General features: G+C 50.5%; 25 protein-coding genes. 11 read left to right on the forward strand and 14 right to left on the reverse strand.

What is annotated here, in order from left to right; all coding sequences use genetic code 11:
• Positions 1–3: 3 nt before the first annotated feature.
• From grxC to L3K52_01960, 3 genes are all read right to left on the reverse strand, one after another.
• Positions 4–267: a glutaredoxin 3 gene (gene grxC / locus L3K52_01950; protein UOG92511.1), complete on the reverse strand. Its 264-nt coding sequence runs from the start codon at positions 265–267 to the stop codon at positions 4–6.
• A complete protein-coding gene (locus tag L3K52_01955; protein ID UOG92512.1) occupies positions 264–689 on the reverse strand; it encodes a rhodanese-like domain-containing protein in 426 nt (141 codons plus the stop codon). The genes grxC and L3K52_01955 overlap by 4 nt, the downstream gene beginning before the upstream one ends.
• 98 nt (positions 690–787) lie before the next feature.
• A complete protein-coding gene (locus L3K52_01960) occupies positions 788–1,132 on the reverse strand; it encodes a metalloregulator ArsR/SmtB family transcription factor (GenBank protein UOG92513.1) in 345 nt (114 codons plus the stop codon).
• Between the two features lie 145 nt (positions 1,133–1,277).
• On the opposite strand from L3K52_01960, the gene L3K52_01965 reads away from it, so the two are divergent.
• From L3K52_01965 to L3K52_01980, 4 genes are all read left to right on the forward strand, one after another.
• Positions 1,278–2,480: a peptidoglycan DD-metalloendopeptidase family protein gene (locus tag L3K52_01965; GenBank protein UOG92514.1), complete on the forward strand. Its 1,203-nt coding sequence runs from the start codon at positions 1,278–1,280 to the stop codon at positions 2,478–2,480.
• A gap of 187 nt (positions 2,481–2,667) precedes the next feature.
• Positions 2,668–4,104: a S41 family peptidase gene (locus L3K52_01970; protein UOG92515.1), complete on the forward strand. Its 1,437-nt coding sequence runs from the start codon at positions 2,668–2,670 to the stop codon at positions 4,102–4,104.
• Positions 4,104–4,628 carry a cyclic pyranopterin monophosphate synthase MoaC gene (gene moaC, locus L3K52_01975; GenBank protein ID UOG92516.1) on the forward strand — a complete coding sequence of 175 codons (525 nt, stop codon included), beginning with the start codon at positions 4,104–4,106 and terminating at the stop codon, positions 4,626–4,628. Before L3K52_01970 ends, moaC begins: the two co-directional genes overlap by 1 nt.
• Positions 4,629–4,767: 139 nt before the next feature.
• Positions 4,768–5,118 (forward strand): hypothetical protein, encoded by a 351-nt coding sequence (locus L3K52_01980; GenBank protein ID UOG92517.1) that lies wholly within the window; start codon positions 4,768–4,770, stop codon positions 5,116–5,118.
• Between the two features lie 50 nt (positions 5,119–5,168).
• Here L3K52_01980 and L3K52_01985 read toward each other — a convergent pair whose 3' ends face one another.
• From L3K52_01985 to L3K52_02010, 6 genes are all read right to left on the reverse strand, one after another.
• Entirely contained in the window at positions 5,169–6,932 is a 1,764-nt protein-coding gene (locus L3K52_01985) for a SulP family inorganic anion transporter (GenBank protein ID UOG92518.1), read from the reverse strand.
• A 159-nt stretch (positions 6,933–7,091) separates the two neighbouring features.
• A complete protein-coding gene (gene glmS / locus L3K52_01990; protein ID UOG92519.1) occupies positions 7,092–8,930 on the reverse strand; it encodes a glutamine--fructose-6-phosphate transaminase (isomerizing) in 1,839 nt (612 codons plus the stop codon).
• Complete coding sequence (glmU, locus tag L3K52_01995; protein UOG92520.1) at positions 8,930–10,309, reverse strand: bifunctional UDP-N-acetylglucosamine diphosphorylase/glucosamine-1-phosphate N-acetyltransferase GlmU; 1,380 nt, start codon at positions 10,307–10,309, stop codon at positions 8,930–8,932. The genes glmS and glmU overlap by 1 nt, the downstream gene beginning before the upstream one ends.
• Positions 10,310–10,374: 65 nt before the next feature.
• The gene (gene mtnC / locus L3K52_02000) at positions 10,375–11,067 is read right to left on the reverse strand and encodes an acireductone synthase (GenBank protein ID UOG92521.1); all 693 of its coding nucleotides are present in this window, start codon (positions 11,065–11,067) and stop codon (positions 10,375–10,377) included.
• Positions 11,067–11,609, reverse strand: coding sequence for an acireductone dioxygenase (locus L3K52_02005; GenBank protein ID UOG92522.1), 543 nt, complete (start codon positions 11,607–11,609; stop codon positions 11,067–11,069). The genes mtnC and L3K52_02005 overlap by 1 nt, the downstream gene beginning before the upstream one ends.
• Positions 11,610–11,613: 4 nt before the next feature.
• Positions 11,614–12,225 (reverse strand): methylthioribulose 1-phosphate dehydratase, encoded by a 612-nt coding sequence (locus L3K52_02010; GenBank protein UOG92523.1) that lies wholly within the window; start codon positions 12,223–12,225, stop codon positions 11,614–11,616.
• Between the two features lie 168 nt (positions 12,226–12,393).
• Here L3K52_02010 and L3K52_02015 point away from each other — a divergent pair, with 168 nt between their 5' ends.
• Positions 12,394–12,807, forward strand: coding sequence for a hypothetical protein (locus tag L3K52_02015; GenBank protein ID UOG92524.1), 414 nt, complete (start codon positions 12,394–12,396; stop codon positions 12,805–12,807).
• Positions 12,808–12,898: 91 nt separating this feature from the next.
• Here the strand turns inward: L3K52_02015 and L3K52_02020 are convergent, their stop codons facing one another.
• The 5 genes from L3K52_02020 to L3K52_02040 form a co-directional block, all read right to left on the reverse strand.
• Entirely contained in the window at positions 12,899–14,155 is a 1,257-nt protein-coding gene (locus L3K52_02020; GenBank protein ID UOG92525.1) for a ribonucleotide-diphosphate reductase subunit beta, read from the reverse strand.
• A gap of 114 nt (positions 14,156–14,269) precedes the next feature.
• Positions 14,270–14,914, reverse strand: coding sequence for a hypothetical protein (locus tag L3K52_02025; GenBank protein UOG92526.1), 645 nt, complete (start codon positions 14,912–14,914; stop codon positions 14,270–14,272).
• 3 nt (positions 14,915–14,917) lie between these two features.
• Positions 14,918–16,105, reverse strand: a complete 1,188-nt coding sequence (gene dcm, locus L3K52_02030) for a DNA (cytosine-5-)-methyltransferase (protein UOG92527.1) — start codon at positions 16,103–16,105, stop codon at positions 14,918–14,920.
• Positions 16,102–16,749, reverse strand: coding sequence for an Eco29kI family restriction endonuclease (locus L3K52_02035; protein ID UOG92528.1), 648 nt, complete (start codon positions 16,747–16,749; stop codon positions 16,102–16,104). Before L3K52_02035 ends, dcm begins: the two co-directional genes overlap by 4 nt.
• Positions 16,750–16,754: 5 nt before the next feature.
• On the reverse strand, positions 16,755–20,690 hold the full coding sequence (locus L3K52_02040; GenBank protein UOG93952.1) for a ribonucleoside-diphosphate reductase subunit alpha: 3,936 nt from the start codon (positions 20,688–20,690) through the stop codon (positions 16,755–16,757).
• Between the two features lie 361 nt (positions 20,691–21,051).
• Here L3K52_02040 and L3K52_02045 point away from each other — a divergent pair, with 361 nt between their 5' ends.
• The 6 genes from L3K52_02045 (at position 21,052) to L3K52_02070 (ending at position 26,216) form a co-directional block, all read left to right on the forward strand.
• Positions 21,052–21,270: a hypothetical protein gene (locus L3K52_02045; protein ID UOG92529.1), complete on the forward strand. Its 219-nt coding sequence runs from the start codon at positions 21,052–21,054 to the stop codon at positions 21,268–21,270.
• A gap of 3 nt (positions 21,271–21,273) precedes the next feature.
• The gene (locus L3K52_02050; protein ID UOG92530.1) at positions 21,274–22,317 is read left to right on the forward strand and encodes a helix-turn-helix domain-containing protein; all 1,044 of its coding nucleotides are present in this window, start codon (positions 21,274–21,276) and stop codon (positions 22,315–22,317) included.
• 152 nt (positions 22,318–22,469) lie between these two features.
• Positions 22,470–23,081: a transcriptional repressor LexA gene (lexA, locus tag L3K52_02055; protein ID UOG92531.1), complete on the forward strand. Its 612-nt coding sequence runs from the start codon at positions 22,470–22,472 to the stop codon at positions 23,079–23,081.
• A 23-nt stretch (positions 23,082–23,104) separates the two neighbouring features.
• Entirely contained in the window at positions 23,105–23,407 is a 303-nt protein-coding gene (locus L3K52_02060; protein ID UOG92532.1) for a hypothetical protein, read from the forward strand.
• Between the two features lie 112 nt (positions 23,408–23,519).
• A complete protein-coding gene (locus L3K52_02065) occupies positions 23,520–24,992 on the forward strand; it encodes a hypothetical protein (GenBank protein UOG92533.1) in 1,473 nt (490 codons plus the stop codon).
• Between the two features lie 117 nt (positions 24,993–25,109).
• On the forward strand, positions 25,110–26,216 hold the full coding sequence (locus L3K52_02070) for a hypothetical protein (GenBank protein UOG92534.1): 1,107 nt from the start codon (positions 25,110–25,112) through the stop codon (positions 26,214–26,216).
• The last annotated feature ends 2 nt before the right edge of the window (positions 26,217–26,218 follow it).

Raw genomic sequence — 26,218 nt, forward strand, 5'->3', positions numbered from 1 at the left:
GATTTAAGGTTCAAACAGCAAGGCATCAAGCTTGCCAGCGCGGTCTAACGCCGCCATGTCATCATAGCCACCGATGGATAAATCACCGATGAATATTTGCGGCACCGTGTCACGTTGACTGAGACGTTCCATCTCTGCCCACAGCGTTGCATCGCTGCCGACACTGATTTCTTCGTACTGAATGCCCTTGCGTTTGAGCAACATCCGCGCGCGTAAACAGTAGGGGCAAAATAGCGTGGCGTACATGCGTACTGGGCGTTGGTTCATCGTTTAGTAACCGGAAGATTGGCGGACTCCCAGGCCATGATGCCACCCGCCAGATTACTGACGTTCGCAAAACCTTCTTTGGTCATGACACTGCAAGCGTGCGCAGAACGGCTACCGCTGCGGCAATACACCAAAACAGGTTTGTTTTTAGCCTGCTCCAGCTCAACCAAGCGTTTCTTCAATTGCCCCAGTGGAATGTGCTTCGCACCTTTGATTTTTCCGGCGCTCACTTCGCTATCTTCGCGGACGTCGATGACCACTGAGCCGTCCTGATTCAGAATCTGCACCGCCTGAGTCGAATTAACTTGTTTGTATTTGCGGGTAAAACGACTGAACTCTGTCCAGACAATCATGCCAATAATAGCAACCAGCCCCATCACTAATGCGGGGTGATTACGGGCGAAAACAATATATTCTTCCACATTAAACCCTTCAGCAACAAATAGTGCTTAAAGATATACAGGACGAGAGGGGAGGTAAACCCCTGAAAGCGGGATTTTGGTAATAGTCAGGCAGATATTCAATGCGGGGCGCTGCAAAAAACTTCCTGCATCATGCTGATCAAGCGCAGGGTACGGTAATCACCCACTCGATAATAAACACGATTAGCATCTTTGCGAGACGCAAGAATGCCTTTATCACGCAAAATGGCAAGATGCTGGGAAATATTGCTTTGGGATGTGCCAACATTATCGACAATATCCTGCACACTTACTTCTTTATCGCCTAACACGCACAGAATTTTCAAACGCAACGGATGCGAAATCGCTTTTAATGAACGGGAAGCACGGTCAATGTCCTCTTCCTTGACCAACATATCTTCAATCGTGAAGTCACACTTATTGCCGAGAGCAATGCTACCCATAGATTTCCTCGTCGAAAATGGTATTTTTAAGTAACTAAGTATATTAGTATAGACAAATACGATAATATACCCTATTGCATTCCGTGTCATCCATTTCTTATGGTAGACTCTCGCTTGTTATACACATTCAGAATTCTGACAAACGGTGAAATTTTACTTACCCCTACTCGCCTTGCTACTGCTTTCGTTGAATGGCATGAGTGTTGCTGACACCCAAAAACAGCAGCAGCTACAACGTGATATTCGCCAACTGTCCACTAACCTGCAAGCGCAGAAAGGTGAATCGCGTGAATTACAAGAAGAAGTGACCCAACTTGAGAAAAAACTGGGCGACATTTCTGACAAGTATTATCAAACCGAAAAAAAGATCGAAGCCACCCGCGTCAAGCTGGAAGAATCCACCCGCAAGCAACAAAAATTAGACGTGGAACTGGCTGCACAGAAAACAGGGCTGGCGCAACAATTGCAAGCGTTATATACCGCAGGGGAACAATCGCATCTGCGTTTATTGCTGCGCCAAGACGAACCGTCTGACATCAGCCGTACCATCCGTTACTTTGAATACCTGAACGATAACCGTGTCGCGCGGATTCAGGGCATCCAAAAAATTTTAAAAGAAAGTGACGCAGTACGCGCTAACATTCAAAAAGACAATGCGCAACTTCAAGAACTTAATGAAACCTTGACGCAACAAAAAGCAGCGATTGAAAGCACGCTCAAAGCACGCTCAGTCGCGCTCGACACGCTCAAAAGCGGCATTCGCACTGCCGAGAAGAAGTTAGGCAAGCTCAAAACCGAGGAAGCCAGCTTACAAACGGTGGTTGACCGCGTGGCCAGTCGCAAAGCCGACGTAGCGGAAGAGCCAACCACTGCCACCAAAAAATCCACCAGCACCAACGACAAAGAATCACAACAAGTCAATAGCGCCCCCGCCAGCACCCGCACCGCATCGGGGAAAGCATTCTCCAGTTTACGGGGGCAATTGCCATGGCCAGTCAATGGGCGCATCATCCACGGCTACGGTTCAGCGCGTAATGAGAAGCAACGCTGGCGTGGGGTGGTATTAGCGGCTCCCGGTGGCAGCAAAGTCAAAACGGTCGCCAAAGGCCGAGTCGCGTTTTCAGGCTGGATGGACGGTTACGGGCATTTAATTATTATCGAACACGATAACAATTACATGAGCCTTTACGGTTACAACCGAGCGGTATACAAAAAAGAAGGCGCGACCGTGAGTGCCAATGAAACCATTGCAGCCGTCGGCAATTCCAGCGGGCAAAGTCAAGACGCGCTGTATTTTGAAATCAGGAGTGGCACGACTCCACAAAATCCGGCGCGTTGGTGTCGCTAATACGGGTATTGAGCACACCACTTCTACGCGCCGGACAACCATTACAAATGCGTCATTTTTACAACAACTCAGGTGCATTTTTGCCACACGGTGGTAAACTGCAACGGTTTTGCAAACTGTAAGTACCATTACAAAACTACGCTGCTGACAAGGATGTCGGCAGTCAAAACATTAGAGAGAGACGATTATGCATACACGTTACCGCGTTCTGGCTGGCACTATGGCTGGCGTTTTGATTGGTGTCACCACCAGCATCAGCCTCAATGTGTTCGCCTTCCGGCAAACCATTGAAAACTCCCCGCCGTTGGATGAGCTGCAACAATTTTCCGAGGTCTACACCCGCATCAAGGAAAATTATGTTGAAGAGGTCAAAGACAAAGACCTGATGACCAACGCGATTCGCGGGATGCTTAGTAACCTTGATCCGCACTCCGCTTATCTGGATGAAGAAGAATTCAAGGAACTGCAAGTCGGTACCAGCGGTGAATTCGGTGGTTTGGGTATCGAAGTCGGCATGGAAGACGGCTTCGTCAAAGTAATCTCCCCTATTGACGATACTCCCGCACAAAAAGCCGGTTTGCAAGCGGGCGATTTAATTATCCGTCTCGATGAAACCCCGGTGAAAGGCATGACGCTCAACGATGCTGTCAAGTTGATGCGCGGCAAACCGGGTAGCAATATCGACCTCATGATCGTGCGTGAAGGCAAAGACAAACCGTTCAAAGTGAGCCTGAAGCGCGACATTATTCAGGTTAAAAGCATTAAACAACGCCTGTTAGAACCGGGCTATGGTTATGTGCGCATCACCAGTTTCCAAGCCAAAACCACGGAATCCCTATTAGAAGGTATCGAAACCCTCAAAAAGGAAAACAAGGATAAGCTACGCGGCTTGGTGCTTGACCTGCGCAATAACCCCGGTGGCGTGTTGAATGCAGCCGTGGGCGTATCCGATGCCTTTTTGGAATCCGGTAAAATTGTTTACACCGAAGGGCGCGTGGAAGACGCCAAAATGGAATACAGCGCCAACAAAGGCGACGCCATGGATAACGCCCCAATTGTGGTGCTAGTCAACCAAGGTTCTGCATCTGCCTCCGAAATTGTTGCGGGTGCGTTGAAAGACCACAAACGTGCCTTGATCGTCGGGCAGAAAACGTTTGGAAAAGGTTCCGTGCAAACCGTGCTGCAATTGGATGAAAAAACAGCGGTCAAACTCACCACTGCGCGTTATTTCACCCCTTCCGGGCGTTCCATCCAAGCGGAAGGCATTGCGCCTGACATTGAGCTCAAAGCCCTGAAAGTCAAAGGTGACGAAGAAACCGACGACATGCTCGACCCGGTATCCGAAGCCAGTTTGAGCAAACACCTCAGCAATCCGAACGGCACCGACAAAACCGAGAGCAAACCGGCGGAAGAAAAGACCGAGACAGCACCGGCAAAAACGGAAGAAAAATCTGACGAGAAAATCGACAAGGCCATTGATGCTGATAAAGCAAAATCACCGCTGGCTGAAGAGGACTATCAGCTATTTGAAGCATTAAATATCCTCAAAGGCATGGATTTGGTGCAAACCCGCCTCCAGCCTGAAGCCGCGACGGTAGAGGCTGATAAAGGCAAGGTCATGTAATGCCGAGCGATGATGCCATGAATGAGCAGCTCACGCATTTCAACGCCCAAGGCCAAGCGCACATGGTTGATGTCGGTGAAAAAAATCTCACTCACCGCATCGCCATTGCCGAGGGGCGCATTACCATGCAGCCCCGCACCTTGGAAAAAATCTTGCACGGCGATCATAAAAAAGGCGATGTACTCGGCATCGCCCGCATCGCTGGCATTATGGCAGCCAAAAAAACAGCCGATTTGATTCCGTTATGTCACCCGCTGGCCTTGACCAAAGTTGACATTGAATTAACCCCGCAAACGGCAACGGCTTCAGTTCACTGCCGTGTCAGCGTCGAAACACGTGGGCAAACCGGCGTTGAAATGGAAGCATTAACGGCGGTGAACATCACCCTGCTGACCATTTACGATATGTGCAAAGCCATTGATAAAGGCATGTCAATGGAAGGTATCCGCCTGCTCCTGAAGTCTGGCGGAAAATCCGGTGAATGGGCACGAACCGAACCTAGCACAACAATTCCTCTCGCCTAATAAAAATACTTAACCAAGCCTACAAAAACCCTAGTGCAACTGCTCAAAAATTGCATTACACTACTATTGGTAGTTTTTTATACTGCACAGTAACACTCTATAGCAACAACTTAACCGCTTATTTCTTAGGAAGTGTCATATGTTTTCGCGTACCCGTATTGCCTACCCAAGCGTAACAACCATTGGCGCCCTCACCCTCGGCGCTATCCTCATGGTGATGGCAGGCCCGGCATCTGCCAACCGCGTAACACTGATCGCCACCGCTAATAATCAATCCATCTTATCGCCGGTTTCTTGGTCAGTATTCAGGCTAAATGACAACAGATCGCCACCAAAACCTGTCGCAGAATTGCAACACCGGCACAGTGGTACCGTGCATTTGCCCGCCGGGGATTACCGCGCTACTGTTACCCAAGCACAAATTATCAAAGAGACGGTTTTTAAGGTCGAAGCAAATGTTGACAGAACCGTCAACATCGCTTTTGACTGACGCATAAAAAAGGCCACGTCACCCGTGGCCTCTCAAGATTATCCGCCGGGTTACGCTGGCATGTAGTGCTCGAATGGTTCAATGTCGATAGCATCACCAAACTGCTCTTTCGCGTAATTGATGGCATACTTGCGCTCACGGAAGAAACGTTCTTCCCCAATGTGCTTCGCCAGCCCAGAACGCTGAAACGCTTCGTACACCCGCAACTTCGTCCGCGCAATGTAGAACTCGATACCCGCAAATTTCAAGCGATCCGCCAATTTTTCGAGCATCTCTTCCCCGGTAGAATCCACTTGGTCAATCGATTCCATGTCCAGAATCAACACTTTCAGACCCGGTTTTTTTGCCACATTGTTCAGCAACTTACCTTCCAAATAGCCGGTATTCGCGAAATACAAATCCCCGTCAAAACGGTAAACCGCTACCGAATCACTGGTTTTCAAGCTGTGGGCAGCGGCATCCCGCATGGTACCGTCGGCATCCCGCGCCACTTCCACCAAAGCCGGGCTCATGGTGCGGTACAGGAACAACCCCAATGACAACACCACCCCTAACAAAATACCCTTATCCAAATGCGGTGCAAATGCCAAGGTAGCGACAAACGTCACCACAGCTACCACGCCATCGTGTGGTTCGACCTTCCAAGCGTGCTTAATCGGCGCAACTTTAACCAAGTTTATCAGTGCCATAATAATCACCGCAGCCAACGTCGCTTGTGGCAAGTGATACAGTAACGGTGTCAGGAATAACAGTGTCAATGCTACTAATAAGCCCGTTACGACTGATGAAAATCCAGTTATTGCCCCTGAAGCAAAATTCACTGCCGACCGTGAAAATGAACCAGATACAATATAGCCCTGAAATAGTCCTGAAACAATTTTAGCCAGCCCTTGCCCCACTAGCTCTTGGTTGGCTGAAAGCCGCTGACGTGTCTGTGATGCCATTGCTTTTGAGATAGAAATAGCCTCAACAAACCCCATCAAACCAATAATAAAACCATTCAATAAAATATTGAATAATTCTCTTATATCTAAACTAACATAGGGAATTTGAAACGAAGGTAAGCCTTGGGGAATTTCGCCTACCACTGAACCACCTCTTCCCTCCAGATCAACAGCCCATGCAATAACAGTTGTAATAGCAACTGTTATGAGAACACTAGGTAGCTTTGGAGCATATTTTTTTAGAACAAAAAGAGAAAATAATGAAAAAACTCCAATAATAAGTGTAGGGAAATGTGAAAGAAATAAAGAATTTGCGAGTTCATAAACATATTGATAATAATGTTCAAACTTACCGGAACTCAAAGGAATTCCCAATAAACTCGGAATTTGCGAACCCGCTATGATGATCGCAGCAGCATTAGTAAAGCCTACAATGACCGGATTAGACAAAAAGTCTACCAGCGTACCCGCTCGAACCAATCCCAGCATCAATTGAATAAAGCCAGAGATCAAAACCAACAAAGCAGAGTACAACATAAAAGCCTCTGTCCCCAAGTGAACATAAGGCTGTAAAGCAGCAGCGGACATTAATGAACCAATGGCTACCGGTCCTGTACCCAATTGTCGTGATGATCCAAAAACAGCAGCCACAATAACAGGTAAAAATGCTGCATAAAGTCCCACATAGGGAGGCAATCCAGCTAAATAAGCATACGCCATAGACTGAGGAATCAATACCAACGCCACAGTCAAACCGGCCATCGCATCGGCTTTCAATACCTCAGGATTTTTTAACTCACCTATCCAGCTTCTATAAGGAGTAAAACGGTCTTTCCAGTCGCTTAACAGCGACACTAGCCAGCTACCCATGTTGATACTTACCTCTACCCTGATTCCTATCCATTACGTAAAAAGAAACCAGCAGCATGACCGCTGGTTCATTAGAATATAAGATTGTACTTTTATTACCACAAATCCCATAGCGAAGGGATTCAATACTAAAGCGTCATTATGCAGGGTTTCTCAATACTACTCGACGGTCACGGACTTAGCCAAATTGCGCGGCTTGTCCACATCCGTGCCTTTCAACACCGCAACATGGTAGGACAGCAATTGCAACGGAATCGTGTACACAATCGGCGCAAGCATTTCAGGGACGTGTGGCATTTCCAGCACATGCAAATTATCCGCAGCGACGATATGCGCATCGCGGTCGGCAAACACATACAACTCACCACCGCGCGAACGCACCTCTTCCAAGTTGGACTTTAGTTTCTCCAGCAAGGCAGTGTTAGGCGCTACCGTGACAATCGGCATCTCGCTATCGACCAACGCGAGTGGCCCATGCTTGAGTTCACCGGCAGGATAGGCTTCGGCGTGGATATAGGAAATTTCCTTGAGCTTGAGCGCCCCTTCCATCGCAATCGGGTAAAGTTCGCCGCGCCCCAAAAACAGCGCGTGATTTTTCTCGATGAAACGCTCTGCCAGTGTTTCGATTTTCGGGTTCAAATCCAGCACTTGCTCGATCAGCGCGGGTAATTTGCGTAAATCCGCCACCATCTGCGCGACTTTCGCTTTATCCGCACCCTTGGCTTGCATCAGCAATACCATCAGCAATTGCAACGCCACCAACTGCGTCGTAAACGCTTTAGTGGATGCCACACCAATTTCAGGCCCTGCCATCGTCATCAGCGCCATATCGGATTCGCGCGTCAAGGAACTTTCTGCCACGTTGCAAATGGTCAACGTTGCCAATGCGCCGTGATTTTCCTTAATCTTTTCCAACGCTGCCAACGTATCAGCGGTTTCGCCCGACTGCGAAATCGTCACGAACAGCATGTTTTTGCGCGGCGGCTGACGGCGGTAGCGGTATTCGCTGGCGACTTCCACATTGCACGGAATATCGGTATTCGCCTCAATCCAATAACGCCCCACCAAGCCTGAGTGGAAACTCGTGCCGCACGCAATGATTTGAATTTCATCCACTTGCGCTAAGCGTTCCAACGCATCCGGCACACCTAACAATGCAGGCAACACATGATCGCTCGCCAAACGGTTTTCCAACGTCCCCACCACGGATTGCGGCTGCTCAAAGATTTCTTTCAGCATGAAATGGCGGTAGTCACCCAATTCCGCCGAACACATCGACGCATTCGACTCGCGTACCGGACGCACCACGCGCTCACCGTTCAGATCAAAAATGTCAATCTTCTTGCGGGTAATCCGCGCCACATCGCCATTTTCCAAATAAATAAAGCGACTGGTCACGGGTAACAGCGCTTGAATGTCTGAACCAATGAAGTTTTCACCGATCCCCAAGCCCAGCACCAACGGGCTGCCTTGGCGTGCCACAATCAGCGTATCCGGCTCATCGGGCGAAATCACCGCCATTGCATACGCGCCGTGCAATTCACAACGTGCCGCCATCACCGCATCCAACATACTCACACCCTGACGGCGGAAAATGTCGATCAAATGCGCAATCACCTCGGTATCGGTATCCGAATCAAAACGATAGCCATCGTCCTGCAAACGTTGACGCAATGCTACGTGGTTTTCGATAATGCCGTTATGCACCAAGCCGACCCATTCGCCGCTGAAATGCGGGTGTGCATTGCGTTCGGCAGGCACGCCGTGCGTCGCCCAACGGGTATGCGCAATCCCCAAGTTGCCGTCAATCGGTTCGCCTTCGAGACGCTCCATCAGCGCTGCAACTTTGCCCACCGCACGGCTGCGCACCAGATCACCCTCGGCACGGACTACCGCGACCCCAGCAGAGTCATAACCGCGATATTCCAGACGGCGTAAGCCTTCCAATAAAATTTCCACCACCGGACGTTGCGCGACTGCGCCGACAATACCACACATTATTTTTTCTCCTTCACTGGACGCTGCCAGCCTTTCAATGTTAGTTGTTTAGCGCGGGACAAGGTGAGTTCACCTGCCGGAGCATCTTTAGTAATGGTTGAACCTGCGCCAATCGTAGCACCGTCACCAACGCTGACCGGCGCAACCAATTGCGTGCAAGAGCCAACGAATACATCGTTACCGATAACGGTTTTGTGTTTATTGGCACCGTCGTAGTTACAGGTAATCGTGCCTGCACCAATATTCACGTTGTCGCCCATCTCGGTATCGCCGATATAGCTTAGGTGGTTGACCTTGCTACCCACGCCGATGTGCGCTTTTTTGGTTTCGACGAAATTGCCGATCTTGGCTTTTGCAGCAAGAACTGTGCCGGGACGCAACCGCGCAAACGGACCAATGTCGCAATTTTCTGCAATCAGTGCTGATTCGATCACCGAATGCGCTTTGATGTGCGTATTGTCGCCAATTTCAGCATCCTGAATCACGCAACCGGCTTCCACAGTGACGTTATTGCCGAACTTGACCTTGCCGATCAACACCACATTCACATCCAAAAAGACATCTTGCCCGGTTTCGACCGTGCCGCGAATGTCCAAACGGGCGGGGTCAGCGACGGTCACGCCTGCCAGCATCAGCTTTTCGACCTGACGCTGTTGGCAAGCGCGTTCCAAACGCGCCAATTGCACGCGGTTATTCGCGCCTTCGACCTCGACCGGATCAGCGCACAGCACGGTATTCACGCTGCCGCCTTCGGCTACTGCCAAGCTGACGCAATCGGTGAGGTAATATTCGCCTTGGGCATTTTGTGGGGTCAGTTGCTGCAACCAACGCTTCATATCCGCGCCACGTGCCGCAATGAAGCCGGTATTCACTTCGCAAATCTGGCGTTGCGCGTCACTTGCGTCTTTTTCTTCGACAATCGCCTGCACCAAACCGTCCGCATTGCGCACAATACGCCCATAACCTTTCGGGTCAGCAAGTTGCGTGGTCAGAATGCACAACGCCGCATCTCCCAAGCCTTGCGCCAAGGCTTGCAAGGTTGTGGAACGAATCAGCGGGACATCGCCATACGCCACCAATACCACGTCATCATTGTCCACCAAATGAATGGCTTGGCTGACCGCATGACCCGTGCCTTTTTGCACCGATTGCAGCGCCCAATTAAGGTTCTCACCTTGAATGCGTTCGCGCACCAATTCACCGCCATGCCCATACACAATCGCCATGTGGCACGCTACTTGACGGTTTTGCAGCACTGCGCAGGCTTCCACCACGTGTTGCAACATGGGTTTGCCTGCGATAGGGTGAAGAACTTTGGGGAGGGAAGAGCGCATCCGAGTGCCTTGACCCGCTGCGAGGATAATCGGAAAAATATTCATGGGGGATATGCCCGTCAGTAAAATAAAATAATTGTCTCAAATAATAGTCACATTATGCCGCCTGATTACGTGATGCTCATCACATCCAGCTCATCAAAGTTTTTTACCCAGCGGTGTTGCAAGGCATCGGTTGGCTGACCCTCACGCACCAAGCCGCAAGTTTTCAAACCGGCGGCGGCGGCGGCATCCAATTCTTCCGCAATATCCGACAGGAACAGAATCTCGCTTGCCGACATGCCAATTGCAGCCACAATCGCCTCATAAGACTTGGCTTCACGCTTATGCCCGACTGCCGTGTCGAAATAGCCACTGAACAACGGGGTTAAATCACCGGCATCAGAATAGCCGAACAACAGCTTCTGCGCATACACCGAACCCGACGAATAGACGTATAACGCCAGACCAAGCTCATGCCAGTACAATAAATTGCGCACCGCGTCTTCGTACACATGCCCGGTGAAATCGCCGTTACGGTAGCCTTCTTCCCACATCAAACCTTGAATTGCCTTTAGCGGGGTAATCTTTTTATCTGCCGCAATCCACTGCCGCAATTGTGCAATCGCCCCCGCCAACGACAACACCGCATTGCCCGTTTCCAAGCGCACGTCATCAATCAGTGTCGCAACCGTCGGATCTTGACGGTGCGCCACCACAAACGTCTCCATCTGCTGATCGGCATAAGGGAATAACACGTCCTTCACAAAGGACAAACTGGTCGTCGTGCCTTCAATATCCGTGAGTATGGCTTTAATGCTCATCAGTTCTCCAAGCGCGGAAACTGTGCCGCAATCTCGCTGCCGGTAAAGTTTGCCACCCACCCCTCGGCATTGGTGAACAAGCGAATCGCCTTGAAACGTGGATTCGCCCCCATATCAAACCAGTGCGTTGCCCCCGCAGGCACGCTAATCAAATCGCCTTTTTCACACAATACCGTGTACACTTTATCGCCCAAATGCAGGTAAAACAAACCCTGCCCATCCACAAAAAAGCGCACTTCGTATTCGGTGTGGGTGTGTTCGTTCAAAAATTTCTGGCGCAATGCCACTTTGTCGGGGTGATCGGGCGTTAAACTGATCACATCCACGCTCTGAAAGCCGTTTTCTGCCATTAAACGCTCAATATCGGTGCGGTATGCCGCAATCACTTCTTCTTGTGTTGCCGCATCCGCCAACGGCGCATTGGCTTCCCAGCGTTCAAAACGCACCCCCTCAGCCTGCAATAACGCGCTGATCGTGGCGTAATCGGTGTACATTTCTGCTTGTTGCGGATTGGTGTCCGCGTAAATCTTCAATTCACTCATGGTTTTACCTGTCTAATAGCAGTTGCCGATAAACACATTCAAACAAAAATTCCAGCGCCTCGATGTGACGTTGGGTATCCGCCACCGTCGCGCCCCACGTATACAAGCCGTGCCCGCGAATCAAATAGCCGACAGTCTGCGGGTTTGCATCCAAATAAGCATCCACGACTGCCGCCAACGCGGGAATATCTTGGCTATTCGGGAACACCGGAATCACCACACGGCTGTCATGCGTGGTCACACCGGGAAAGGCTTTTTGCACCTCATAGCCCGCAAATACCACCTCATCTAGTCGCATCGACAGCACGGTGGCATTCACCGAATGCGTGTGCAACACACAAGCAATCGCCGGATCACGCCGATACATCACCGTATGCAACCCCGTTTCGGCAGAAGGTCGCTTGCCGACATCCAAGGCATTGCCGTGCAAATCCGCCCGCAAAAACCCGTGCTCATCCAGCCGCCCTTTGTGTTGACCGGAACTGGTAATGAGCATCTCGTCAGCACCCAAACGCGCCGAAAAATTGCTGCTAGTCGCCGGAACCCAACCCCTAGCATGAAAAAACTGCCCAGCGGCGATTAACTCAGCACGCAAGTGCAATAATGTCTCAGGCATAACATCACTCATGGCATAAAGCCTAGCATTTTCGCAGCATTGCACCCGTTTGTCAGACGATTTGCAAAAAGTTCTCCAAACCGTAAAAAATCGCTTTACATTAGAAAACACTAATATTAGAATAATCTTATATTGAACTGACACAACAATTTGCTAGGAAACACACTCATGAAATTACAAGCTATTCTTTTTTCTGCCTTGATCGCTCTGTCTGGCGCTGCTTCTGCTGAATTCTTTAACGGCTTCGACAACGGTTCTGCGGTAGGTAACGGCACCAGCAACGGCACTGCCTCCACTGCGGCTAACAGCACCGGCTACGGTAAAACTGCTGGTGATGCAAACGGCTGGGGTCGTGGCAAAGGCGACGCTGACGGTGAAGTGGATTTCAGCATCACCTTCAAAGGCAAGGGCCGCACTAACTTGGATACCGACATGGCTGCTAACGGCAAAGGCAACGGCGACTGGTACGGCACTGGCAATGGTTACGGCTACGGTGATGGCAACAGCAACGCTTACGCCACTGGCAACTCCTCCACTTCTGGCAACAACGCGCCAGTAATGGCACCGACTGCTGCGAAATAAGGCTTAAAGTAGGGATACCCGTTTTGCTCTAATTTACGCATAAAAAAGCCCGGTTCATCCGGGCTTTTTTTATTTCAGACCAGCCATAAGCTTAATCCCACTTCAGCGCCCCGCCAGTTTGGTATTCGGTCACACGCGTTTCAAAGAAGTTCTTTTCTTTGCGCATATTGGATTGTTCATCCAGCCAAGGCAGCGCATTTTGCGCACCGGGGAACGGTTCTGCCATCCCCAGTTGACGCGCTCGGCGGTTGGCAATAAAGCGAAACTGTTCGTGGTGGTCTTGCTGGCTATAGCCCAAAATCGGCGAAGGCAGAATGTATTTGGAATAACCGATTTCTGCCGCTTCCGCCTCATCCCACATGTCACGCACCGCTTGCGGGTCAAGTGTCACGTTTTCTTCCTGCATGATTTGGCGCACCACGCGAATGCCGAACGATGCGTGCAACACTTCATCACGCATAATGTATTGGAACTGCTCACCCGTGCCTTTCATCATGCCACGCCGTTGCAACGCAAAAATTGGCGAGAAGCCATTGTAGAACCAGCAGCCTTCAAAAATCCCCGAAAAGAACGTGTACGACATCACGAAGTTGTGCAAATCGTCGCGGTTTTTCAGGTCAATGTCGTGGCGCAGCGCATCGTTTAAGCGACGGTTTGCCAATTGAATTTTGGCATTGATTTCCGGCACCACGCGGTAACGGTTGTAGATTTCCACCTGATCCAAGCCGATGGTTTCGATGCAATGCTGATAAGTCCAGGTATGCAGCGCTTCCTCGTAAACTTGGCGGGCTTGGTAGATTTGCAGTTCCGGCGCAGTCATTTTTTCCATGACTGCCAGCCCAATATTGCGCATCGCCAGAATGTCGGAGGTGGTCAGGTAGGCCAGGACATTTTCGTAAACGTGGCGTTCGGCAGGGCTAAGGTTGTGGTGGTAATCATGCACATCCTGCGCCATATTGATGTCGAGCGGTGTCCAGTGATTTCGATTGGCGTTGAGGAAAAATTCCCATGCCCACGGGTATTTGAACGGAGCCAGTTGGTTGATGTCGCCACTGCCATTGATCACGCGCTTGTCGTCGCTGCTGATCGGCTGTTGAGGCTTGAAAGGTTCTGGTGCAATCTGAACGGCTTCCACATTAATGTGAGAAGCCGCCTCTGTTACCGCCGTTGCAAACGTCGCCGACTCCGTTGGCGACTTAATTGCAACTTGGGTTTTTGCACTGAGCTCACTTTCATCTACCTCCACAGTAGGTTCTTCAACAAACACTTCGTCAAAACTAAAAGCCGGTTGATAGCCGTTCGTGCGTGGCACGGGAGCGGCAAGTGGGTTATCCCAATTAAGCGTCATGATTTTACTCTCCTAAATGCTTATTGCCAACTAAACTAAGGTTTGAGGTTGGCAGGTAGTAATATGGTAAGAACTTCACCAGTAGATGCTCTAATAATTTCACGTTATCGACCATCACAACGACACTGCCCCGATCAACCGATTGTTTGTTAGAGTGTGATTAAAATGAGACCAGCAATCTAGCTGACGGGGCATATTCAAATATCCCTGCTCTGGTTTGTGCTTCACCAGCTCTTTTGCCAAGCTATCCAGTTGTTCCTCGTCTTGTAACAGGTAACTGTCTGATAGAAATGCAACGACATCATCCTGATTGCCTTCATTTTCCAAAATATTGCGTATCCCTTTCGTCATCTTGAAATCAGCAGTACGCTCCGCCGCGACAAAAATCGTGTTAGCAATGATTAGGTTGACAGCATGGGCAACTTCATCATCCGTCTTGTCATATACGAAAATGATCAATGAATAACCTAAGCCATACACTTTTTGCCGTGGTGACTTGAACGGACAAGAGGATTGAGATCTGTCGGTGCTAATAACTTTCATATCGACCAGCAAACCAGGAAAGTCGATGCCGTTGGCGGAATTATCCTCCTCAAATTGATACCCTTGCCCACGGAAGAATGACCGAAATTTGTGTTTCAGATAAGTACCTACAGTCTTGCCATCCGTCACGCCAAACAGCGATGGTTCAGGATGTTGACTTTCGAGAGCTGCAAAACGAGCGGCTTCGGCACGGAGGATTTCAGTAGTGAGTTCCATAAATTATCCAACCGCCCTATAAGCAAACGGCATTGTTTGCTCAAACACTGGTTTGGCTTGCTGCAATGTTGTGCGCAAAGCCTTGCCGAGTGTTTGGGACAAATGCACTGGCACTGCATTCCCAATCTGCCGCATCGCCTCGCCCCACGCGCCTTCGATATAAAAATCTGCCGGGAAGGTTTGCAGCAACTTGGCTTCATGCACCGTAAAATAGCGCACCGAACCATCACGGTAACGCAGCATATTTTCGCCACCCGGTACGCCATGCCCACCCGCTTTCAAGGTTTTGGCAGGCAAGTCATGATCACTGCCCGTATGCCCCGAATACACTCGTGCGCCATCACGGAAAATGTGATCGGGAATGGCATGATCAGAACGCGAGTCTGGCAAATGTCCCAACGCATCACGCACGGTCTGCCACGGTTTCAGCGCAGGCGGGAACAAACCACAACGGGTTTTGAGTGCATTCACTTGCTTTGGGGTTGCGGTATTTGGCTGTTCACGCTGCTCATGCGCCAAACCGTGTTTTTCCCAATACTCGCCTGTCACGAACTTGTCCCACAACAAACGGCTATCGGAATGTGTAGGGGTGGGAAATGCCCATTCCACATCCAAATCAGCACGGATACCGACCATAAATACCCGTTCTCGGCTTTGTGGTACACCGTAATCCGCCGCGTTGACAAGCTGATAAGCCACCTTGTATTTCAGCCCTTGATGGGTTTCGTACTTGAGCTTTCTGAGTAATTGCAGGTGTAACTGCCAATCCAATCCAAATTTTGGTTTATAGTCGGGAAAGTTCAGGCGCAACACGATGTATTCAAAATAATCAGCGAAGGATGAGCGCAACAAGCCTTTTACATTCTCAAAAATGAACCCTTTGGGTTGCAGTTCGCGAATGGCGTTGATGGCATAGGGGAACATATCGCGATGATCCTGATCCGCCTGATGCTTGCCACCCAAGGAAAACGGCTGACATGGTGGGCCACCTGCTACGATGTCCACGCCTTGCAAGCCGTCATAGCTGAAATCACGGATGTCCCCTGCGAAAACTTTTTCTGTACCGAAATTAGCTTGCAAAGTGGCGCAAGCGTGTTTGTTGAACTCCACCAGTTTGACGTGCTGGAAGCCGGAAAGCTCCAGCCCTTTGGCTAGTCCGCCTGCACCGGAGAACAGTTCCAGCGTTTTCATGACTGGCTACCCAACTGATTCAGGTGAACATTGACCCGTGCAAAGATGGTAGTGTCAGAGGAATGCATACCTTTACACTTTTCCGCCCAAGCACGCCCCGAATGGATCACATCCCAATCAGATTTAGCCTGTTCGTAACGGCCTTTGCCCGGATCGTGGTTGCCGAAACCATCCACTACCGTATTCCACAGCGGCATATTGAGTTTGATCAGTGCCGCTTCAATCGTGCTAATCATATCCGAGGCTTCACCTTCAAAGATGACGAAACGGCACATGAAATCCTCAACTGCCAGACTGCTTGCCGCACCAATACTGCGGGCATGTTCACGCAGGCGGGTGTGCAATTCCTTCGATTGGTTCAACACATCATCTGACAATCGCGCCTGCCGCCAGCCTTTAGGAACGGCTTTGCCAACATAAATAGGAAAATTGTAGGCAAGACGGTTCAGCTCGGCATATTTCTTATACGCCGGATGCTGCCCCGTGTAATAGATGGCATACACGCCCGTTCCCCCAAAGGCTTCAGGAGGCGGGAGTGTATGCACGGGAGTTCCGTTGAAAAACCTGACCGCATCTTTGACCAGTTCAGCGAACGCGGTACTGGTGTAGAGGTGTTCGTTGCGGTCAAAAGTTAAGTGTTTCATATGACTTACTGGCAAGCTTCGCACTCTGGATCAAGCAACGAACAAGCCTTCGGCGCTTCTGACCCAACCGATACCAAATTCGCCGCCCGCTTAATCCCCGCCACGCTATTCGCCGCCGAAGAATCATCCGAGCTGGTCTTTTCCGCGCCTGTCGCCCCCAAAGTACGCAAGTAATACGTGGTCTTCAGTCCACGCACCCACGCCAGTTTGTACAAATTATCCAGCTTCGTACCATTCGGCTCTTTCATGTACAGGTTGAGCGATTGCCCCTGATCAATCCATTTCTGGCGACGGCTGGCGGCTTCGATCAACCAACGGGCGTCGATTTCAAACGCGGTGGCGTACTTGGCCTTGAGCGCATCCGGCACGCGATCCAGCGGTTGCAACGAGCCGTCGAAGTATTTGAGGTCGTTGATCATCACCTCATCCCACATGCCGAGTGCTTTCAAATCCTGCACCAGATACGGGTTGATGACGGTGAATTCGCCCGACAAATTGGATTTGACGAACAGGTTCTGGTAAGTCGGCTCGATGGACTGCGACACGCCGCAAATGTTGGAAATGGTCGCGGTCGGCGCAATCGCCATCACGTTGGAATTGCGCATTCCTTGGGCTTTGACTTGGTTGCGCAATGCATCCCAATCCAACGTTTGGGTGTGGTCAACGATGAAATATTCGCCGCGTTCTTCGCCCAGCAATTCCAGCGAGTCGATGGGCAGAATGCCTTTGCTCCACAGCGAGCCGTTGTAACTGGGATATTTGCCGCGCTCTGCCGCGAGGTTGCTGGAGGCACGAATCGCGAAATACGACACCGCTTCCATGCTTTGGTCGGCGAATTCGACCGCTTCGGTAGTGGCGTAAGCGAGGTTCATTTTGTACAGCGCGTCTTGGAAACCCATGATGCCCATGCCGACCGGACGGTGGCGCAGGTTGGATTTTCGCGCTTGCGGCACGCTGTAGTAATTGTAGTCAATCACGTTATCCAGCATCCGCATCGCAGTGGTCACGGTGCGTTCCAGTTTTGCCACATCCAGCTTGCCGTCATTGACGTGCGCAGTCAGGTTGACTGAGCCAAGATTGCAATTATGTACTACTAAACCATTAGCCAAGAAATTGTGATCTTCGGCTAAAGCTAAATCAAAGACAGGTTTAATTCCTTTCGGCACAATACTCACAACAGCACTATGCTGAAAAGCTGCCTTAGTAGAAAGCCGCTGTAAACTATCGACCAATTTAGTATGTTTGGCTGGCGTTAAACTAAAACCAATAAATTGGGAAAAATTCAAAATAGACTCAGCGCCCTTAATTTCATATTGCCCCTGCCAGAGACCTTCCCGCCCACGCACTTCACCACCACGAATGCGTCCATGTACACCGAATGGCTTCAGTAATAACTGCACATCACGCAATAAATCAATGCTGGCTGAGGAGAGCGACACAGTAACACCACCTTTAATTTTACGATCATCGGTAATAACACAACCATCAGCCGAGAATAAGCCAGAGAGGAAACTAGCAATTTGGTTCGGTTCAGCTACTTTAATCGGAGAGCCAATGTGCTTAGTACCGCCTTTTGCCCGTACAAAACCAAAACGCTGCTCCACATAACGAATAAAACCTCCCCGTTGACTATGCCAATTCACGACACCATTTGGTTGTGTATAAGGTGTTGGTGCATATCCGTGAGGCGTGTTATTACCTAACTCAGAAGCCTGATGCCATTTGTTAATGATAGGTAAAACAAATTGCTGCGCCTCTTGTTCATGAGGACCAAAACAGACACCGTAACTGGTAGACATCCACCCATCACCCAACATCCAACCGGCAGCGGTGAAATCAGTGTCCTGCTGACCGATTTCAGCATAAACAGGCTCAGTACTTGGCGAAGCAATAAAATCACCCGCCTGCAATTCTTTCAGTTTTTTCCACTGATAGACTTTTGGCTTATCATGATCAACTGGCATTTGCACAAGGAAAGGATGATCATCCGTCGCCTCAATCACAATGCCGCTTTTAGTCACAAGTTCATAAACTGGCTTCTCACCCTGCACCAACAAACGTGCTTGTAGAAAACGGGATTGCCGTTGAAGTTGCCCATCAAATGGAACAAATATCTCGCGCCCATCACAATCCTCAATTGGCATTTGTCCATCGCGGGTTAAAACTTGTGTGCCTGCTGGAAAACAAACGGCAATTTCATCATCCGTCGTATGCAGCATTATTTCTGTACACAAATTAGAGCTATGTACAACTCCCGTATGTTGATTACTGTAACGGATATTGCATGGATCTTTGAACGTAATCCACGGATGTCCAGTTTCAAAAATCATCCCCAACATTTTACGCCATAACTGCATAGCAGGTAGTTTGCGGAATAGTTTAATTTCGCCACGCTCGATTTTAGCTTCATATTCCTTGTAGCGTAATTCAAATGCTTTACCTGTCAGATCATGCAAATCAGATGCCTCATCTGGTGAAAACAATGTCCAATCTGCTTCAGCCGCCACGCGCTTCATAAATAAATCAGGAATCCAATTTGCACTATTCATATCATGGGTGCGACGACGCTCATCCCCTGTGTTCTTACGTAACTCCAGAAAATCTTCGATGTCAATGTGCCAAGTTTCAAGATAAGCACAAACAGCGCCGCGACGTTTTCCACCCTGATTCACCGCTACCGCCGTATCATTCGCCACCTTCAAAAACGGCACAACCCCTTGCGATTTGCCATTCGTGCCTTTGATATGCGCCCCCATGCCGCGCACCCGTGACCAGTCATTACCCAAACCGCCCGCGTATTTCGACAGCAAAGCATTGTCTTTAATCGCGTCGTAAATCCCTTCCAAATGGTCGGGCACGGTAGTCAGGTAGCAAGACGACAACTGCGGACGCAATGTCCCAGAATTAAACAATGTCGGCGTACTGCTCATGAAATCAAAGCTGGACAGCAGGTTATAAAACTCAATCGCGCGGTCTTCGCGCTCGACTTCGTTAATCGCCAAGCCCATTGCCACGCGCATGAAAAATACCTGCGGCAACTCAAAACGTACCCCGTCGTGATGCAGGAAATAGCGGTCATACAGCGTTTGCAAACCGAGGTAAGTGAACTGCAAATCACGCTCCGGCTTAAGCGCCGCGCCCAATTTCGCCAGATCATAACGCCCCAAATCATCCGCCAAGCGCTCAACAGTCACCCCGACCCGAATAGTTTTTTTCAACACTTCAGGGTACAGCGTGGTCATTTCCTGCTGCGTGGCTTCAGTGTGCTGACCTTCGATGAAACTCAAGGCTTCGCGGCGCAAGCTGTCCATCAGCATTCGTGCCGCCGCTTGCGAATAGTTCGGTTCGCGGTCAATCATCACGCGGGTGCTGATGATCAACGCGGTGGCAACTTCTTTTTCGGAAATGCCATCGTACAAATTGCGCATGGTGGCCGTCATCACCTGTTCGGCACTGACCCCTTCCAAACCGTCGACGGCTTCCGCGATAATCTTGCGCAAACGCTCTTCATCCAACGGCTTCAGCTCGCCGGATGCGGCTTTGACGTGAATAATGCTGTCAACTTTTTTGCCTTTCTTATTGGTTTTCGACTCTTTTTCAGCACGCAATCGCGCGCGTTCGGCACGGTACAGCACGTAACTACGCGCCACTTTGTGTTCACCTGCCCGCATTAACGCCAGCTCCACTTGATCCTGAATGTCTTCGATATGCACCATGCCAGCTTCAGGTGTGCGGCGCTGCAAAGCATCGACAACTTGCGCGGTCAATTTGCGTACCGTGTCGTGAATACGTGCCGACCCTGCTGCATTGCTGCCTTCCACGTCTAAAAAAGCCTTGGTCATCGCCACCTGAATTTTGCTGCCGTCAAAATCCGTCACTTGACCGTTGCGGCGAATCACTTTGCTGGCAAATGAATGGGCATTGGACACCGGCAGTGTCATGGAAACGGGCGTAACGGGCTGAAAGTCTTGGGCGCTGGCGGCTGGCATGGTTATTCCTCAAAATTATTGGTTCCCACAAAAAAGTGGATTCTTTTGCAAGAAACACTATAGGATGTGTTTTACCACGTGGTCAAGCACAACATCTTGTTTAAAAACTGTGAACAGCCTGTGGATAACCCCCCTAAATCCAGTACCGATACGGACTTAATCCATGCCGCAGGTGCTTTGAAAAATTTTCTGAACAACGGCTTGGTGGCATAACCACTTATCAGCAATAAACCTCCCTATCGGTAATTTCTATGTTTACTGAAGATAAGAATGTGCTATCTAAGTGGCATATTCTCATTGAGGGCCTTTTACCATGCGTACATCATTGTCAGTCACAGCAGCCGCGTGCATATTGTTTATGGTCAGCTTAATGGCAGGTTGCGCCGAGACCGCACCCGTTAAAGAAGCTGAAACCCAAAACATTCAGGAAGTGGCTAAAGCGGCCATGAATTCCACCGGCAAGCTCACTAAAGCGCAAGTCGATGCCTTGATCCGCGCCAATGCTGCCTGCCGCCCTGATGACAAGCGCTAAGCCATGCAAACACTCAGCACCCTGCTCATCGGCTTTTCTGTGTTCAGCATCCCGTTGCTTGCGCTAACACATTTCCGCCGCGAACATTACCGAGGTCAAGCTACTGCACAAGCAATGGGCATTATCGTGCTCATCGCGCTGTTGGGTTTGCAACTGGCTTACTTCACTTGGCTGCAAACCGGCACTGACACTATTCACAGCCCTTACTACCAAGTATTGCTGTTTACTGTTGCCCCAACTTTTTACTTGTTCAGTAAACCATTGTTGCAGACCGGCGATGAAAAGCTGCCGCGTGATTTGTTGCACTTGCTGCCGATTTTGGTCGCCCCGTTTTTACCTTTCGCACTCGCCATCAGCTTGGCTTTTGCACTGGGAGCGGGCTATTGCGTGTGGTTAGCCAATCGGGTGTACGCGACGCTGAGCCAACAACGCAGCCGCTTTCAGCCGGTAACGGTTGTTTTGGGCGCAGCGTTTACACTCACCCTGCTCCTGTTGCCATTGGGCATAGGTGCCACGTTGCTGCCAGAAAACATTTTTTTTACGGTGCACGCCAGTGCCATTGGGCTGGTGCTGTGGTTAATCCAAGCCGCTCTCAGCATTGCGCCGCGCTTAACCGCTGAATTGGCGGAAGTGGCCAATGAAACCCACCGCGTATCGACATTAGCACACGTGGATTGCGAGCTCATGTTGGCGGAAGTCGAAGGTCTAATGCAGGAGGAAGAGCTGTTTCGGCACCCCGACTTGGCTCTCAACACCTTGGCAGAACGGTTGGGGCTTTCTACCCCACAAGTGGCAGAATTGCTCCAAACCCGTCTTGGCAAAAGTTTCTCGCGTTATGTCTGCGAATTCCGGGTGGAAGCGGCAGAAGACCGGCTGTTGGAAGAACCCGATGCCAGTTTGCAAGCCGTGGGGTTAAGCGTCGGTTTTGTATCGGAGAGCCAATTCACCGCAGCGTTCCGTGAAATTAGCGGCATGACACCGGGACAATTCCGTAAAATCAATCAGTTCGCTGAGCAAACCCACTTTGGGGCTCTGCTAAAGTCTTAAGTAAGCGCGTTTTCTTCAAGTCAATTCTACCGCTGATCGGTAAAACCGAACAAAAAGCGAATTTATAGCAAGTATTTTTGATTGGCTTCGACCAGCACTACACCGTATATTTGGTTCGTGTTTTGTTCGTTTTGCTTAGAAGGAACCGCGCTATGCTGACACGCCGTCAACAACAAATTTGGGACATTATCCAGTCCCTGTACGCTCGCAATGGCTACACGCCGACACTGGATGAAATTGCGCAGGCCGGTGGAATCTCCACCCGCAGCACCGTTCACCAGCACGTGCAAGCCCTGATCCGGGAAGGCCGCTTGCACGCCACCGCAGGTAAACGCGCCTATCGGCTGCCAGAAACCACCGTGGCACGTCACCCGCAAATGCCACTCAGCCTTGGCTTGCCTCTTGCCGGGCGCATCGCTGCGGGTAAACCGATTGAAGCGATTGCAGGCAAAGATGAAATCAACCCCAGCGACTTGTTCGGCGGCAATGGGCGCTATGTGCTCGAAGTCCGAGGCGAGTCGATGATCGACATCGGCATTATGGACGGTGATTTCGTCGTTATCCAGCAACAAGACAACGCCCGCGATAGCGACATTGTGGTCGCCTTGGTCGAACGTGAAGAAGTCACCCTCAAACGCCTGTATCGCCTACCCGACGGACGTATCGAATTGCGCCCAGAAAACAGTCAAATGCAACCGATGATTTACCCCGCTGACAGTGTACAGGTACAGGGCAAAATGGTCGGTTTGTTCCGCAGCTATTAATCCAATAATCAAGGAGTAACCTTATGAATATCGAAATGCAAACACACGTATTAAACCCGGCTCAGCCAAGCAGACCGGAATGGGGGCAAGTCTGGCAAGTCACCCGTGCTTTATTGGTGGTGTGGGCATTGGCTGTCTGGGCATTGCTCATTCTGTTGCCGGGGCTGGAACAAATCATCAATGTGGAAACGGCGATGTTGCACTTGCCCTACATGCTGATTGGCTTGACCTTGGTAGGGGCAGTCGTCGCCGCGCATAGCCTGCGGGCTGATCGGCATTTATTGTGGTTTTTGGGCGTGCTACTGATGTTAGCAGGCTGGATGTGAACCATGCGTGCTAACGGTGCAGCATAAAAATGGCGTGATGAAAGTTGCCGCTTCCAACACGCCGGAGATTCCCGCTATCACTACGTTACGTTTAAGACAGGAAGATTTAATTATGACGGATTCCGACACAAATACCAACTTGGATCGACCAGCGCACTTGGTCGCTACCAAATCACTGCGCGACATCTTGGGTGATTTGCGCAAAGCCGAGGCTTGGCTATTAATGGCAGCGTTTGCGGCATTCCTCGCCTCCGCGTTTTTCGTGGTGAAATATTTCGTGGGCGGGGAGATGGATCCGCCCAATTGGAATGGTGAGCAGTGGGCTAATGCCATTTTAGGTTTAGTCATTACCGCCGTGATCACCGCCGCCCAAGCTTTTTTGTATGCCAGTGGCTACAAAGGCCCTGCGGCGATTGTTGCCACGGTGATCGTGGTGTTTTTCGGCTTATTCTCGGAAGTATCGCAGTCGATGGAACGTGAAGATGCCACCGTGCGCCAACGCTCCGAAGGCTCGCCAGTGTTCCAAGCCGCGCTCGGCAGCATTCAGAACTTGAGTGCGCAAGCTGCTGCGCCGTCGAGCGCTACCGCACAATTGGCAGCCGCACGCGGCAAATTGGCGAAGCATGAGGCAGAATTAGGCGCGTGCCGTGCCAAATACCGTACCGATACACGCATCCAGCAGTGTCAACGCTACGAACACGATCAAATTGCCGCTGCGCGTGGTGAGTTAGCGGCGGCGGAAGCCACTGCCAACAGTTCCGCCACGGTAGTCGGCTCCGCCTTGAGTGCGGCGATTACCCAAGCCAAAACGCTGGAATACGATGAAGATAAACACTACGCAATGATTCGCCTACTCAAAGACCTGTTTAATGTTGGCGGCATTTGGGCGTCGTTTATGTTTTCAATAATTATTATCGGTACCTTTGAATACGCGTTTCACTTTGTGGGCGGTTACGTGGCAGACCACAAACGTGCTTTGTTATTGCTGGGACGCGATACGCGCGGTGAGTTAATCCACGCAGACGCCAACGGTTTAACCACGGCAAGCAGTGCCAGCCTCAACGGTATTCCCAGGGATTTCGGCAATGCTGAACGCGATCAATACTTAAACCAAATCACCCCGGAACGCACCGATTTGATTGACGTGGGCAATGTACGCATCCGTGCTGAAGGGATACCAGAATCGCCCGTGGACAACACAAGTGCATCAACAGAAACACCACGCCCTGAGCCGCCGGAAGCCAAGGTGCGCGACCTGACCCGTGAGCGTTTTTTCAAGCTGATTTACATGGAAGTGCGCTCGCGCATTCTCAACGGTGACATTAAGCCCACGGTACGCCCTGTCACCGAGGCTGTCACTGACGTGATTCGTCAGCACACCAAAGAACTGGGCTTGCAGCCGTCTCTGATTGGCAAGCCCGAACGTCAGAAAATCGCGGAAAAAATCCTCGAAAAACTGGAAGGTGAAACGGTGCTGGAACTCAACCCGCAACAAGGTGTCGGAAAACCCAAGTACCTGTTGGCAAGCCGCTGGGCTAACCGACCTGCACCGGAAATCCCGATGGCAGGACAGGCCATCCAGTAAACCGTGCAGAGCGGCTAACATCGGGTTATGATTGTATGGGCTAAGACGATCCGGCTGCATTTCGGGTGCGGATCGTCTATATAAAAGATTAACTTAGATTGTCTCTGCGGAATTGCCATGAAATATAAAATACTTGCTGTTGTCACCGGGCTGTTGCTGGCAACATCATTACTCAGCTTGCCACCCGCTTTCGCCACCACTAACTACGGGCCGGTCAAAAACAATGATACTTTGTGGGACATTGCCAGTCGGCGGCGCCCGTCTTACGGCATTAGCGTACCGCAGATGATGGCTGCTATCCGCGCACAAAATCCCGATGCTTTTCTGAGTGGCGACATTAACAAGCTTAAAAAAGGCGTTTATCTCAAGATACCCCTGATTCCTGAGGTACAAGAAAACGCTAACAAACAAGATTCCCAAGCCAGCTTACACGCTGAAATGACGCGCCTGCGGGAGCAACTTAATGCCGAACAGCAACGCAGTGCTGACGTAAACAAGCAATTAACCGACCTGAAAGCCAGCCAAGCCACGCCCCTACAAAACGACCTAATGATTAAATTACAGACAGAGTTGGCGACGCTGAAGCAACAGTTGCAGGCCAAAGATGCCCGGATTGCGGAATTAGAAACGGCCTCAAAACAAGTCGCCGCCCTGCCTACCACCAACACCACACCAGAACAAAACCAACAAGCCGATGCCGCCTTACAAGCCGAATTGACCGATCTCAAACAACTGTTAGCGCAACGCGACACACACATTCAGAATTTACAAGCCTCATTGCGGGAAGCCAGCATTTCCATCAAACGTCAATACGCCGAAAGCCAAGCGCTACACGCGCGTCTCAAGGAATTGGAACCCGGCAATGCCAGTGCTGCACCGCCGCCACCGACCGAACCGGGTAGCACTGCACCGCCCAGCTTGACGCTGGCTACTGAGCCAGCAACCGCACCTATTGTACCCGTATTCACCGACCAACTGACGCCACCGACTACACCCGCGCCCGATAAAGGCAGTAACGCTGCGATACCCTTGCAAAGCATTTTAGCGCAGCAAGGCACTGGCACTGGCACTGAAAGCGACGGATTCCCAACGCCGACGCGGGTATCGCTAGTGGTCGCGCTGATTTCCTTAATGTTCATTTTAGCACTGCTGTGGCGTTCTATTTCGCAACGCCGCGCCCTCAACCGCGAAGAAGCCCGCTTACGCGCCGAGCTGGAAGCGTAAAC

Source organism: Candidatus Thiothrix sulfatifontis (assembly GCA_022828425.1).
GTDB classification, from domain to species: Bacteria; Pseudomonadota; Gammaproteobacteria; order Thiotrichales; family Thiotrichaceae; genus Thiothrix; species Thiothrix sulfatifontis.